Source organism: Janthinobacterium sp. OK676, from assembly GCF_900103595.1.
GTDB lineage: Bacteria > Pseudomonadota > Gammaproteobacteria > Burkholderiales > Burkholderiaceae_D > Janthinobacterium.
Genome location: NZ_FNHA01000017.1, coordinates 82,698 through 95,294 on the forward strand (window position 1 = coordinate 82,698; position 12,597 = coordinate 95,294).

Annotated in this window: 14 protein-coding genes and 1 rRNA gene; 5 read left to right on the forward strand and 10 right to left on the reverse strand. The window is 62.1% G+C overall.

Annotated elements, in window-relative coordinates; genetic code table 11:
* Positions 1–5 precede the first annotated feature (5 nt).
* Positions 6–1,169 carry a GGDEF domain-containing protein gene (locus BLU39_RS26505; RefSeq protein ID WP_232731291.1) on the forward strand — a complete coding sequence of 388 codons (1,164 nt, stop codon included), beginning with the start codon at positions 6–8 and terminating at the stop codon, positions 1,167–1,169.
* Here the strand turns inward: BLU39_RS26505 and BLU39_RS26510 are convergent.
* From BLU39_RS26510 to rpe, 7 genes are all read right to left on the reverse strand, one after another.
* Positions 1,120–1,584 carry a hypothetical protein gene (locus tag BLU39_RS26510; protein WP_092719010.1) on the reverse strand — a complete coding sequence of 155 codons (465 nt, stop codon included), beginning with the start codon at positions 1,582–1,584 and terminating at the stop codon, positions 1,120–1,122. The two genes, BLU39_RS26505 and BLU39_RS26510, sit on opposite strands and share 50 nt — an antisense overlap.
* 20 nt (positions 1,585–1,604) lie before the next feature.
* Positions 1,605–2,405 (reverse strand): indole-3-glycerol phosphate synthase TrpC, encoded by an 801-nt coding sequence (gene trpC, locus BLU39_RS26515; protein WP_092719012.1) that lies wholly within the window; start codon positions 2,403–2,405, stop codon positions 1,605–1,607.
* Between the two features lie 34 nt (positions 2,406–2,439).
* The gene (gene trpD, locus BLU39_RS26520; RefSeq protein ID WP_092719015.1) at positions 2,440–3,483 is read right to left on the reverse strand and encodes an anthranilate phosphoribosyltransferase; all 1,044 of its coding nucleotides are present in this window, start codon (positions 3,481–3,483) and stop codon (positions 2,440–2,442) included.
* Positions 3,484–3,548: 65 nt separating this feature from the next.
* The gene (locus tag BLU39_RS26525; RefSeq protein WP_092719017.1) at positions 3,549–4,112 is read right to left on the reverse strand and encodes an aminodeoxychorismate/anthranilate synthase component II; all 564 of its coding nucleotides are present in this window, start codon (positions 4,110–4,112) and stop codon (positions 3,549–3,551) included.
* Between the two features lies 1 nt (position 4,113).
* Positions 4,114–5,610: an anthranilate synthase component I gene (gene trpE / locus BLU39_RS26530; RefSeq protein ID WP_092719020.1), complete on the reverse strand. Its 1,497-nt coding sequence runs from the start codon at positions 5,608–5,610 to the stop codon at positions 4,114–4,116.
* Positions 5,611–5,856: 246 nt separating this feature from the next.
* Positions 5,857–6,573, reverse strand: coding sequence for a phosphoglycolate phosphatase (locus tag BLU39_RS26535; RefSeq protein WP_092719023.1), 717 nt, complete (start codon positions 6,571–6,573; stop codon positions 5,857–5,859).
* Positions 6,573–7,247: a ribulose-phosphate 3-epimerase gene (gene rpe, locus BLU39_RS26540; RefSeq protein ID WP_034753544.1), complete on the reverse strand. Its 675-nt coding sequence runs from the start codon at positions 7,245–7,247 to the stop codon at positions 6,573–6,575. The genes BLU39_RS26535 and rpe overlap by 1 nt, the downstream gene beginning before the upstream one ends.
* Before the next feature lie 166 nt (positions 7,248–7,413).
* On the opposite strand from rpe, the gene apaG reads away from it, so the two are divergent.
* A complete protein-coding gene (gene apaG, locus BLU39_RS26545; RefSeq protein ID WP_092719047.1) occupies positions 7,414–7,788 on the forward strand; it encodes a Co2+/Mg2+ efflux protein ApaG in 375 nt (124 codons plus the stop codon).
* A 24-nt stretch (positions 7,789–7,812) separates the two neighbouring features.
* On the opposite strand, the gene BLU39_RS28760 is transcribed toward apaG, so the two are convergent.
* Complete coding sequence (locus tag BLU39_RS28760) at positions 7,813–7,959, reverse strand: hypothetical protein (protein ID WP_165829277.1); 147 nt, start codon at positions 7,957–7,959, stop codon at positions 7,813–7,815.
* Between the two features lie 283 nt (positions 7,960–8,242).
* Here BLU39_RS28760 and BLU39_RS26550 point away from each other — a divergent pair, with 283 nt between their 5' ends.
* On the forward strand, positions 8,243–9,238 hold the full coding sequence (locus BLU39_RS26550) for a murein transglycosylase A (RefSeq protein WP_232731403.1): 996 nt from the start codon (positions 8,243–8,245) through the stop codon (positions 9,236–9,238).
* 32 nt (positions 9,239–9,270) lie between these two features.
* On the opposite strand, the gene BLU39_RS26555 is transcribed toward BLU39_RS26550, so the two are convergent.
* Complete coding sequence (locus BLU39_RS26555; RefSeq protein ID WP_070312619.1) at positions 9,271–9,708, reverse strand: universal stress protein; 438 nt, start codon at positions 9,706–9,708, stop codon at positions 9,271–9,273.
* Positions 9,709–9,845: 137 nt separating this feature from the next.
* Positions 9,846–11,147 (reverse strand): MFS transporter, encoded by a 1,302-nt coding sequence (locus BLU39_RS26560; RefSeq protein ID WP_232731292.1) that lies wholly within the window; start codon positions 11,145–11,147, stop codon positions 9,846–9,848.
* Between the two features lie 76 nt (positions 11,148–11,223).
* On the opposite strand from BLU39_RS26560, the gene BLU39_RS26565 reads away from it, so the two are divergent.
* Both BLU39_RS26565 and BLU39_RS26570 read left to right on the forward strand, forming a co-directional pair.
* Positions 11,224–12,000 carry an enoyl-CoA hydratase gene (locus BLU39_RS26565; protein ID WP_092719025.1) on the forward strand — a complete coding sequence of 259 codons (777 nt, stop codon included), beginning with the start codon at positions 11,224–11,226 and terminating at the stop codon, positions 11,998–12,000.
* A 372-nt stretch (positions 12,001–12,372) separates the two neighbouring features.
* Positions 12,373–12,597: ribosomal RNA gene (locus BLU39_RS26570) — 16S ribosomal RNA — on the forward strand; the annotation flags it as partial.

Genomic DNA, 12,597 nt, shown 5'->3' on the forward strand with positions numbered 1-12,597 from the left:
TGCTGATGACGACCCTGATGTGCGGAGCCATGAGCATCGTCATGTTCTCCGTGTATCGCAGCTTCCGGCGCGAAGTGCAGGGACTGGGGCATTGGGCGGCCGGCTTGTTGTTGCTGGTGTGCGCGTCCCTGCTGTTCGGTACGCGCGAAGTGCTGCCGCCGGCATGGTCCATGATCGCGGCCAATGCGGCGCTGGTGGCCGGCATCGGCCTGTCGATGCTGGGCACGGAGACATTTTTTGGCCTGGCGCCCAGCCGCCGCGCTTATCTGCTGATACTTGCCCTGGCCGTCGCCGGCAACAGCTGGTGGCTGCTGGTGCGCCCCGATTTCTCGGTGCGCGTGGCGCTCTTTTCCCTGCTGGTCTTCCTGTTTTATGCGCGTCAGGTGCAACTGGTGTGGCGCCATGGCGAGCGCCATTTCTCGAGCTTTTTCTTTGGCGCGCTGATGTTGCTGCAAGCCGTCGTGGTGCTGGCGCGCGGCGTGTCCGCCCTGGTGCATGGCGGCGCCAGCGTGAACCTGATGGTGGCTGGCACGCCGGCCGGCATCTATCTGGCGGTCGCCAATTTCATGGCGCTGCTGCTGACGGTGGGTTTCATGACGGTGGCCACGCGCCGCCTGCAGCAGATACTGGAGCGCCGCTCGACCCACGATCCGCTCACGCAAGTACTGAACCGGCGCGGCTTTGGCGACGCCTATGCGCGCGAGACGGGCAATCTGCGGCGCCGCCGTTTGCCGCTGACGCTGCTCAGCATCGACCTCGATTACTTCAAATTGATCAATGACCGCTACGGTCACGCGGTGGGCGACCAGGTGCTGGCGCACGTGGCCACCGTTATCAAGGGCGCCTTGCGCGAATCGGATTGCGTGGCGCGTTTCGGCGGCGAGGAGTTCGTCGTGCTGATGCCAGACATGCCGGCGCATAACGCGCTGGGCGTGGCCGAACGCATCCGCGCCTTGCTGCACGAGCCCAGTCGGCTGCCACCGTGTACGGTCAGCATCGGCGTCGCTTGCCAGGCATCGGTGGTGGAGGGGCTGGAACAGTTGCTGTCGCGCGCCGATGCCGCCCTGTACCTGGCCAAGGAGCGGGGACGCGACCGCATCGAACTCGATGCTTGCGCGGTTACTGGGGACCGGACAATGTCCGCAGCTGGAAGCGGTACTGGTCGTTGAACAGGAAGGTTTCGGAGAAATCGAAGGTCCGGGCGTGGCGGCGCATCAGGTGCCCGGCCGGCGGAAACGCGGTGTGCACGCGCCGCACGGCGGCCAGCGCCGCAGCCGATGCTTCGCTGTCGCGCGAACGGTGCACGTGCACGTTTTTCAGCTCGCCGTCCGGGCCCACGCTCAGGTCGAGCACGACGATGGCCGGCAGCATGGGCGGCAGGCGCCCACTGAACGTGTATTCCCCATTGGCCGCCATGATCTGCTGTGCCACCAGCGACTTGTAGGCATCGATGCTGGCCGCCAGCTGTATCGCGGCCGGCGTGCGAGGGAGCGTGGACGTGGGCGTATATGCCGCAGGTGGTGGCGTACTTTGGCAGGCTGCCAGCAGGCTGGCGGCGGCAAGGATAGTGATTGCGTATCTCATGGCTGCCAGCCTATCATGGTTTAACCGAACAGGCGTTCCAGTTCCACGCCGGGGTCCGGCGCGCGCATGAACGCTTCGCCCACGAGGAAACTGTGGATATGCGCATCGCGCATGCGTTGCACGTCGGCCGTGGTATGGATGCCCGATTCCGTAATGATCAATTTGTCTTGCGGGATGCGCGGCAAGAGATTGATGCTCGTGTCCAGCGACGTCTCGAACGTGCGCAGGTTGCGGTTGTTGATGCCGATCAGCGCGCTCTTGAGTTTCAAGGCCGCCGTCAGTTCGTCGCCGTCATGGCTTTCGATCAGCACGCCCATGCCCAGCTCGTGCGCGCACGCTTCCATCTCCGCCATCAGGCCATGGTCGAGCGCCGCGACGATCAGCAGGATGCAGTCGGCGCCCATGGCGCGCGCTTCATAGATCTGGTACATGTCGACCATGAAATCCTTGCGCAGCACGGGGATGGCGCAGGCGGCGCGCGCCTGCTGCAGATATTCCACGCTGCCCTGGAAGAACTGCTCGTCCGTCAGCACGGACAGGCAAGCCGCACCATGCGCCGCGTAGCTGGCGGCGATATCAGACGGGCGGAAGTCGGCGCGGATCACGCCTTTCGACGGCGACGCCTTTTTGACTTCGGCGATGATGCCGGGCTTGCCGGCGGCGATGTGCTGGCGCAGGCTCGCTTCAAAGCCGCGCAGGCCGGCGCGCAGTTCGCTGTCGCTTTCCACGTCGCCGCGCAGGCTGGCCAGGCTGCGGCGGGCTTTGGCCTTGGCCACTTCATCGGCCTTCACGGCCAGGATTTTATCGAGTATGTCGGACATGATGGTCGCTATTCTATAAAGGAGGGCGGGAGGCTTACGCTTGCGCCGGGGTGCCCAGCTGCTGCGTCACCTGCACGAATTGATCGAGTTTCGCCAGCGCGGCGCCCGAGCTGACGGCGGTGCGCGCGCGCGCCAGGCCGTCTTCGATCGAGCTGGCCACGCCGGCCGCGTACAGGGCCGTGCCCGCGTTCAGGGCGACGATGTCGGCGGCAGCCCCGGGTTCGCCGCGCAGCGCTTCCATCATCTTGGCTTTCGATTCGGCTGAATCGGCCACCTTCAGGTTGCGGCTGGCGATCATCGACATGCCGAAGTCTTCCGGATGGATTTCATATTCGCGGATTTCGCCGTTGACCAGTTCACCGACGAGGGTAGAGGCGCCGAGCGACACTTCATCCATATTGTCGCGGCCATACACGACGATCGCATGCTGCGCGCCCAGGCGCTGCAGCACGCGCACCTGGATGCCGACCAGGTCGGCGTGGAACACGCCCATCAGGATGTTCGGCGCACCGGCCGGATTCGTCAGGGGGCCCAGGATATTGAAGATCGTGCGCACGCCGAGCTCCTTGCGCACGGGCGCCGCATGCTTCATGGCCGCATGGTGGTTTGGCGCGTACATGAAACCGATGCCCGTCTGCGCGATCGACTGGGCGATCTGCTCGGGCTGCAGGTTGATGTTGACGCCCAGGGAGTCCAGCACGTCGGCGCTGCCGGACGAGGACGACACGCTGCGCCCGCCGTGCTTGGCCACGCGCGCACCGGCGGCGGCGGCCACGAACATCGAGGCGGTGGAAATATTGAAGGTGTGCGCGCCGTCGCCGCCCGTGCCGACGATGTCGAGCAGCTTGGTGGTGTCGGCCATGGGCACCTTGGTGGAAAACTCGCGCATCACTTGCGCGGCGGCGGCGATTTCGCCGATGGTTTCCTTTTTCACGCGCAAGCCCATGGTCAGGGCCGCGATCATGGTGGGGGACATTTCGCCGGACATGATCTGGCGGAACAGGTACAGCATTTCGTCGTGAAAGATCTCGCGGTGTTCGATGCAGCGCAGCAGGGCTTCTTGTGGGGTGATCGGCATGATGCTTCCTTCTTCAATGATGGCGCAGGAGGACACTGATGGCACGCCGGGGCGCGCGCATGGGATCAGCGCTCGAGGAAATTCTTCAGCAGGGCGTGGCCGTGTTCCGAGAGGATCGATTCGGGGTGGAACTGCACGCCCTCGATATCGTATTCCCGGTGGCGCACGCCCATGATTTCGCCGTCGTCCGTCCACGCCGTCACTTCCAGGCAGGAAGGCAGCGAGGCGCGTTCGATCGCCAAAGAGTGGTAGCGGATCACTGTGAAGGGGCTGGGCAAGCCTTTGAAAACGCCCACGCCCGTATGCGCGATGAGGGAAGTCTTGCCATGCATGACTTGCTTGGCGCGGATGACTTTACCGCCAAACGCTTCGCCGATGGCCTGGTGGCCCAGGCACACGCCCAGTATCGGCTTCTTGCCGGCGAAGTGCTTGAGCACTTCCACCGAGATGCCCGCCTGCGCTGGCGCTTTCGGGCCGGGCGAGATGCAGATGCGGTCCGGGTTCAGCGCCTCGATCTGTTCGATCGTGATTTCATCGTTGCGGTAGACCCGCACGTCTTCGCCCAGTTCACCGAAATACTGCACGATGTTGTAGGTGAAGGAGTCGTAGTTGTCGATCATTAGCAGCATCTTAAAACTCCCCATCCAGGCCATCTTGCACTTGTTCGGCGGCGCGCAGCACTGCCCGCGCCTTGTTTTCGGTTTCCTGCCATTCCATTTCAAGGACCGAGTCGGCCACGATGCCGGCCGCGGCCTGCACGTACAGCATGCCGTCCTTGATCACGCCCGTGCGGATCGCAATCGCCACATCCATTTCGCCGCCGAACGACAGGTAGCCGCAGGCGCCGCCATAGATGCCGCGCTTGGTGATTTCCAGTTCGTCGATCACTTCCATGGCGCGCACTTTCGGCGCGCCCGTCAGGGTGCCGGCGGGGAAGGTCGCGCGCAGCACGTCCAGGTTCGACAAGCCTTTCTTCAAGGTGCCTTCCACGTTCGAGACGATGTGCTGCACGTGCGAGTATTTTTCGATGACCATGCGGTCGGTGACGTGCACGCTGCCCGTTTCCGCAATGCGGCCGATGTCGTTGCGCGCCAGGTCGATCAGCATCACGTGCTCGGCGATCTCTTTCGGATCGGCCAGCAGCTCGGCGGACAATTCGGCGTCGCGCTCGGGCGTGGCGCCGCGCGGACGCGTGCCGGCGATGGGGCGCAGGGTGACTTTCTTGCCGCCGTCGGCCGTGTTCTCGTTGCGCACCAAAATCTCGGGCGAGGCGCCGATGATCTGCATGTCGCCGAAATTATAGAAGTACATATACGGCGACGGATTGAGCGAACGCAGGGCGCGGTACAGGGTCAGCGGCGAGTCGACATACGGCTTGCGGATGCGCTGGCCGATCTGCACCTGCATCAAGTCGCCGGCCATCACGTATTCGTGCGCCTTGGCGACGGCCTTCAGGTAGTCTTCCTTGGCAAAATCGCGGATGGTTTCCGTGCGCACGGAGGCGCTGGTGACGGGCGCATCGACGCCGCGGCGCAGCATCATGCGCAAGTCCTTCAGGCGCTGGCGCGCTTTGCTGAACGACTCGGGCTGCGACGTGTCGGCGTAGACGATCAGGTAGAGTTTGCCGGACAGGTTGTCGATGACGGCCAGTTCCTCCGTTACCATCAGCTGGATGTCGGGCAGGTTCAGGTCATCCTTCGGCGCGCCGCCGGCCAGCTTTTTCTCGATGTGGCGCACGGTGTCGTAGCCGAAGTAGCCGGCCAGGCCGCCGCAGAAGCGCGGCATGCCGGGGCGCAGGGCGACCTTGAAGCGCGACTGGTACTGTTCGATGAAGTCGAGCGGATTGCCTTCATGCTCTTCGATCACGACGCCGTTCTTGACGATTTCCGTGTGGCTGCCGTAGCTGCGCAACACAGTCGTGGCGGGCAAGCCGATGAAGGAATAGCGGCCGAAGCGTTCGCCGCCGACGACGGATTCGAGCAAGAAGGTATTCTTGCCGCCTTGCTGGGTTTGCGCCAGTTTCAGGTACAGCGTGAGCGGGGTTTCCAGGTCGGCGAAGGCTTCTGCGATCAGGGGGATGCGGTTGTAGCCTTGCTGGCCCAGCGATTTGAATTCGAGTTCGGTCATGTGTCTCTCCATGCCGCCAGGGTACGCGTGTGCACGATGCACTAGCCCTGCGGTGGGTTATCAAAAAACCTGCCGGTGCATGCGGTACGCAAATGCGCGCGTGCAGCCGACAGCAATCTTACACGGCTCGGCCCTCAGGCCTGCCAGGATTGCCAGCGTCGCCAAAGCCAGGCCTCAATCGAGCCGGTTTGGGTGACATTGTGTTTTTTGATGAGAAACGTGTTCACGATATGGTGTTGGGTTTGGTCAGTATGCTGGTCTGTTGTGCATGCTAATAAAATGCGCCGCTTCGAGCAGCGTATTTACTATACCATCGGAATCGGTCTCGTGTATAGAGTGTCCGTGGTTGTAGCCATACGGTACGGTCAATACGGGACAAGCCGCAGCCCTGGCCGCTTGCGCGTCGTTCGATGAGTCGCCGATGGCCACCACTTTGGCGGGCGCCAGATCGAAGTCCGCGCACACTTGCAGCAGCGGCATCGGGTCCGGTTTCTTCCTGGGCAGCGAATCGCCGCCGTAGACGATCTCGAAATACTGGTCCAGGTTTTTCTGTTTCAGCAAGGGCAGGGCGAAGGCGATCGGCTTGTTGGTGACGCAGGCCAGGCGCAAGCCCGCCGCCTTCATCGCCGCCAGCCCCGCTTCCACGTCCGGGTACAGGGTGCTGAACTGGCCATTGATGGCCAGGTAGTGGCGCTGGTAGCCGTCCATCGCCTGCTCGAAGCGCTGTTCCACGCCGGCCGCGTCGAAGTCGAGGGCCAGCACGGTGCGGATCAGGTTTTCCGAGCCCTTGCCGACCATCAGCTTGATGGCGTCGGCGCTGATGGGCGCCAGGCCCAGTTCGGCGCGCATGCCGTTGATGGCGACATGGAAATCGGGCACGGTGTCGAGCATCGTGCCATCGAGGTCGATGATGGCGGCGCGCACGCCGGCCAGTACGTGGTCTTTCACCGTGCCCGCTTGCATCAGGCGCCCTTGACGGCTGCCAGCTCGGCGCGCATGGCGTCGATGACGGCTTTGTAGTCGGGCTTGCCGAAGATGGCCGAACCGGCGACAAAGGTGTCGGCGCCGGCGGCAGCGGCGGCGGCGATGTTGTCGATCTTGATGCCGCCATCGACTTCCAGCATGATGTCACGGCCCGATTCGTCGATCATGCGGCGCGCTTCGGCGATTTTCTTCAGCGCTTGCGGAATGAAGGACTGGCCGCCGAAGCCTGGATTGACGGACATGATCAGGATGATGTCGATCTTGTCCATCACGTGTTCCAGGTAGTGCAGCGGCGTGCCCGGGTTGAATACCAGGCCCGATTTGCAGCCATTGTCGCGGATCAGCTGCAAGGAACGGTCGACGTGATCCGACGCTTCCGGGTGAAAGGTGATGATGTTCGCGCCAGCCTTGGCGAAATCCGGGATAATGCGATCGACAGGCTTGACCATCAGGTGCACGTCGATGGGTACTTGTACGTGCGGGCGGATCGCTTCGCACACCAGCGGGCCGATGGTCAGGTTCGGCACATAGTGATTGTCCATCACGTCGAAGTGGATGATGTCGGCGCCGGCGGTAACGACGTTGCGCACTTCCTCGCCCAGGCGGGCAAAGTCGGCGGACAGGATGCTGGGAGCGATACGGAATGTAGTCATGGTGGAGTAGCCAAAGGATAGAAAATGCGAAGATGCGCTATTTTACGCTTGACGCCGCTGCCATGCCTTATTGAAGCACGATGAAACACGGAATACGCATCGCGCGATGGTCTATGCGTCGCGCGCGACACACAATACGACTGGCAATGTCTGAATAGGAATGACGATGGCGACTTATGAATTTACGGTAACGGTCAAGACGCAATACCTGCCCGAGCAATCGGCACCGGACCAGGGGCGGCACGTGTTCAGCTACACGATCCGCGTCGTCAACACGGGCACGGCTGGCGCGCAGCTGATTTCGCGCCACTGGGTCATCACGGATGCGAACAACAAAGTGGAAGAGGTGCGCGGCCTGGGCGCCGTCGGCCACCAGCCGCTGCTGCAGCCGGGCGAGCAGTTCGAATACACGAGCGGTACCATGCTGGGCACGCCGCAAGGCTCGATGCACGGCGAGTATTTCTGCGTGGCCGAAGATGGCCATCGGTTCGAAGCGCCGATTCCCGAGTTCGTGCTGTCCGTGCCGCGCACCCTGCATTGACGCAACGCCGGGGGCTTGCGCCCCTTACTTCAGTTTTTCGGTGCTGTCCTGTTCTTCGCCGAGCTGCTTGCGTGCAGGCGGTGCGGGTTTTTTACCCGAATACATGGTCCACCAGACTATAAATGCCAGCAAGAAGAACGCCACCAGCGCCTCTATCATCAAGATCCACATACGCACCCCTATGTTATTTACCCGCAGCTTAGTATTTACCCGCCGTCTGTTGACACGCGGTAGTCTACCCGTTTCAATCGGCGCCGTCGCGCTTGCGTTGTCCGCCTGTACCACGCCGCCGGCGGAGCCGGTCGCCGCGACTGGCAAGGCGCCGCCCATCGCCCCGACCGTCGTCAGGCCGGTTCCGGCCAAGCCTGCCGACGCCAAGGATGCCGCGGATGTGGCGGCGCCCACCTTCGTGCCCGCCAAGTTTGCCGCCTTGCCAGGCTGGGCACGCGATGACATGCGCGCCGCCTGGCCCGCCTTCATGGCCTCGTGCGGCGTGCTGGTGAAACGTCCGGACTGGAAGGAATCGTGCACGATCGCGCGCCAGGTGAATGCCGATAGCGACAAGGCCATCCGCCTGTTCTTCGAGACCTTCTTCGTGCCCAATCAAGTCATCACGGCCGATGGCGCCAGCACCGGCCTCGTGACCGGCTATTACGAACCGCTGCTGCACGGTGCGCGCAAGCGGGGCGGTCCATACCAGACACCGCTGTACAAGGTGCCCGACGACCTCGTCTCGGTGGATTTGTCCGGCGTGTATCCGGAACTGAAAAACATGCGCTTGCGTGGCAAGCTGGTCGGCAAGAAGGTGGTGCCGTACGCGACGCGCGCCGACATCGAACGCGCCACGTCCGTCACGGGCAAGGAATTGCTGTGGGTGGATGACGAAGTCGAGGCCTTCTTCCTGCAAGTGCAGGGATCCGGGCGCGTGCAGCTGACCGATACGCAGGAAACCGTGCGCGTGGCGTATGCGGACCAGAACGGCCATCCGTACAAATCGATCGGCCGCTACCTGGTCGACAAGGGCGAACTGACCCTGAGCCAGGCGTCCGCGCAAGGCATCAAGGCGTGGATCGCTGGCCATCCCACGCGCAAGGATGAGTTGTTCAACGCCAATCCCAGCTATGTGTTCTTCAAGGAAGAGCGCCTGCCCGACCCGAAAGTGGGGCCGAAGGGTGCGCTGGGCGTGCCGCTGACGCCGCAGCGCTCGGTGGCCATCGATTCGCGCTTTTTGCCGCTGGGCGCACCCGTGTTTTTGGCCACCACGCAAGCCAATAGCGAGATTCCCATGCAGCGCCTGGTGATGGCGCAGGATACGGGCGGCGCCATTCGCGGGCCTATCCGTGTCGATTATTTCTTTGGCTTTGGCGCGGAAGCGGCCGAGAATGCGGGCCGCATGAAGCAGAGCGGCGCCGTGTGGGTGTTGTTGCCGAAGCAGGCGCCGGCGCGCTAGGGAAAGCGTCGCCGGGCAGTTCGAGGTGTGACTTAGCGCAAGACCATCACGGGTAAATGGGTGTGGGCCAGCACTTTTTGCGTTTCGCTGCCCACGAACAGCTTGTTCAAACCCTTGCGGCCATGCGAGGCCATCAGGATGATGTCGCAATGGTAGGTCTGCGCCGCATTGACGATTTCATCGTGCGGGCTCGGCGACACGGCGACCACGCCTTCGAAAGGCACGCCGGCGGCGCGCGCCGCTGCGCCGATCTTGTCGATGGCGCGTTGCGACGCTTCCTGCATCTGCTGTTCATACAGGCTGGCGTCGAGCACGATGCCGCCGTCCGCCATCGGCGAGAACGGGAACGGTTGCACCACGCTGATGGCGACCAGCTTGGCCTTGTTCAATTGGGCGAAGGCGAGGGCGGTCTCGGCGGCTTTGTCGGACAACGGCGAGCCGTCGGTGGGAAATAAGATGGTGTTAAACATAGCGTGCTCCTCAAGTGATGTAAGACAGCTTATGGATTTACATCAATTAAAACCTTGATATAAATCAAACCTCACAGGCTTTGGCGTGAATAGTGTCGCCAAGGCAATCTTTTGCCAGTGTATTCCCGTTCACCGCTTCAGGTGCGCACTCTACGCAGCGGCGTGCCCCACACCATGGCCACCGTCAACACGATGCTGCCTGCCGCGATGCAAGCGAGGCCATTGCGCACGCCAAAATGTTCTGCTACCCAGCCGGCGGCCAGCGCGCCCAGCGGCGCCGTGGCCACCGTCAGGAAGCGCATGGTCGACGTCATGCGGCCCAGCATGGGGTCGGGCGTAACCTTCTGGCGCAAGCCCAGGTAGGGAATAAAGAACAGCATCACGCCGCAATCGAAAAAGAACATCAGAACGGCATAGGCGACGGCGCTGGCCGCTGCGCTACCGAACAGCGCGGCGGGAATCGTCGGCGTCAGGGCAAAACACACGGACGTGGAGGCCAAGCCGATGAGGATGGTGCGGCCCGTGCCATAGCGCCTGGTCAACGGCTTGACAATGAAAGCGCTGAGCAGGACGCCGGCGCCGCCGAGCATTTGCGTCATGCCCAACACGCCGGGGCTCATGCCCAGGTCGCGCGTGGCGAACAGTACCGTCAAGGCCATGCTGGCGTAAAACAGGAAATGCCAGATGCCGGCGCCCCAGGCCAGCGCGCGCAGCAGCGGTTCGCGCCAGACGAACAGCAAGCCGTCGGCGATGTCGCGCAAAGCGTGCTTGCTTGACGGCGCGGGGCGCGGGTCGCGCACGCTCATGGCGCGCAGATTGAAGACGGAAACCAGATAGCCGCACGCCGTGCACAGGATGGCGACGGGCGCCGACAGCACTTGCACGAGCACGCCGGCCAGGCCGGGACCGATCAGGCGCGAAGCCGATTCGGTGGCGGCAAATTTCGATTGCGCATCGATCAAGCCGTCGCGGCCCACGAGGAAGGTCAGAAACACCTGTTCGGCGCCGCCACCGACGACGAAGCCCGTGCCGATGATGAAGCCCACTATATATAACCATGGCATCGACAGCACGCCGCACCAGTAGGCCACGGCCACGCTGGCCAGGGCCAGGCCCGACATGCTTTCGCTGAACAGCATGATCGGGTGCTTGCTGCGCCGGTCCAGCAGCACGCCGACGGGCAAGCCGAAGAGGGCGAACGGCAGCGCCTGCAGCGCGACCAGCACGCCCATCTGTTCCGGCGTCGCATGCAGCAAGAGCACCGCGCACAGTGGCAGGGCCAGCGAGGTGATCTGGGCGCCGAAGCAATTGAGGCCGTTGCTGAACCACAGGCGGCGAAAATTGACGCTGGCGGCGCTGCCGTCGCCGCGCAGGTAACGGGCGCAATACTGGAAGAAGGAAGAAAAAATATGCTGCTCGATAAAAAAGATCGGGCTCACAATAATAGCAGCGCACCTGCCGCGCCGCTGCCGTTAGCCGCTACAATCGTTGCACCGTTCATCGAGAGGAGACACCATGCAATACGAAGACCTGATCATCGACATCCAGGACAAAGTGGCGGTCATCCGCCTGAACCGCCCCAAGGCGCTCAATGCATTGAATGAGAACATGATGAATGAGCTGGGCGACGCCTTGCTGAAGTTCGATGCGGATGATAATATCGGCTGCATCGTACTCACGGGCAGCGAAAAAGCGTTTGCCGCCGGTGCCGACATCGCCGCCATGGCCGACTATACCTATCCAGACACCTATACCCAGGGCTACATCAGCCGCAACTGGGAGCATATCCTGCGCGTGCGCAAACCCGTGGTGGGCGCGGTGGCCGGCTATGCGCTCGGTGGCGGTTGCGAACTGGCCATGATGTGCGATTTCCTGATCGCCGCCGACAGCGCCAAGTTCGGCCAGCCGGAAATCAAGGTTGGCGTCACGCCGGGCGCGGGCGGTACGCAGCGTTTGCCGCGCGCCATTGGCAAGGCCAAGGCCATGGACCTGCTGCTGACGGCGCGCACCATCGATGCCGCCGAGGCGGAACGCATCGGCCTCGTGTCGCGCGTGGTGCCGGCCGATAAATTGCTGGAAGAAACCCTGGCCGCCGCCAAGACCATCGCCGCCATGCCGACCTCGGTTGCCATGATGATCAAGGATTGCGTCAACCGCGCCTTTGAAACCACCTTGACCGATGGCGTCGCCTACGAGCGCCGCTTGTTCCAGGCTGCTTTCGGTACGCCTGCACAAAAAGAAGGCATGCATGCTTTCCTGGAAAAGCGCTTGCCAAACTTCGACGGTCTTTGATATGATTCGCCTCCTCGCAAAACGACGCACACAAAACATGGTGTTGCAGAGTAAAAACGGGGAGCAAAAGAAGGTTGACGAAATGCTGCAAACGCTTCATACTCTTCCTTCTTCGCAGCTGACAAACACAACGCTTTGTCGATAGCGCGAAAGCAGTAACCGAATACAGTTCTTTAACAATTAACAGTCGATAAGTGTGGGCATTTGATGTAAGTGCAGCGTCAATCTTCGGATTGGCGTCTAACTTAAAATATCAAATGTTCACAAGAAATAATGAAATAGGATACTTCTTCGGAAGTAGCCTGTCAGTTTTTTGAGTGAGCGACCCGTCAGCAATGACGGTGCCGGTAAAACGGCAAAGTAACAGAGATTAAACTGAAGAGTTTGATCCTGGCTCAGATTGAACGCTGGCGGCATGCCTTACACATGCAAGTCGAACGGCAGCACGGAGCTTGCTCTGGTGGCGAGTGGCGAACGGGTGAGTAATATATCGGAACGTACCCTGGAGTGGGGGATAACGTAGCGAAAGTTACGCTAATACCGCATACGATCTAAGGATGAAAGTGGGGGATCGCAAGACCTCATGCTCGTGGAGCG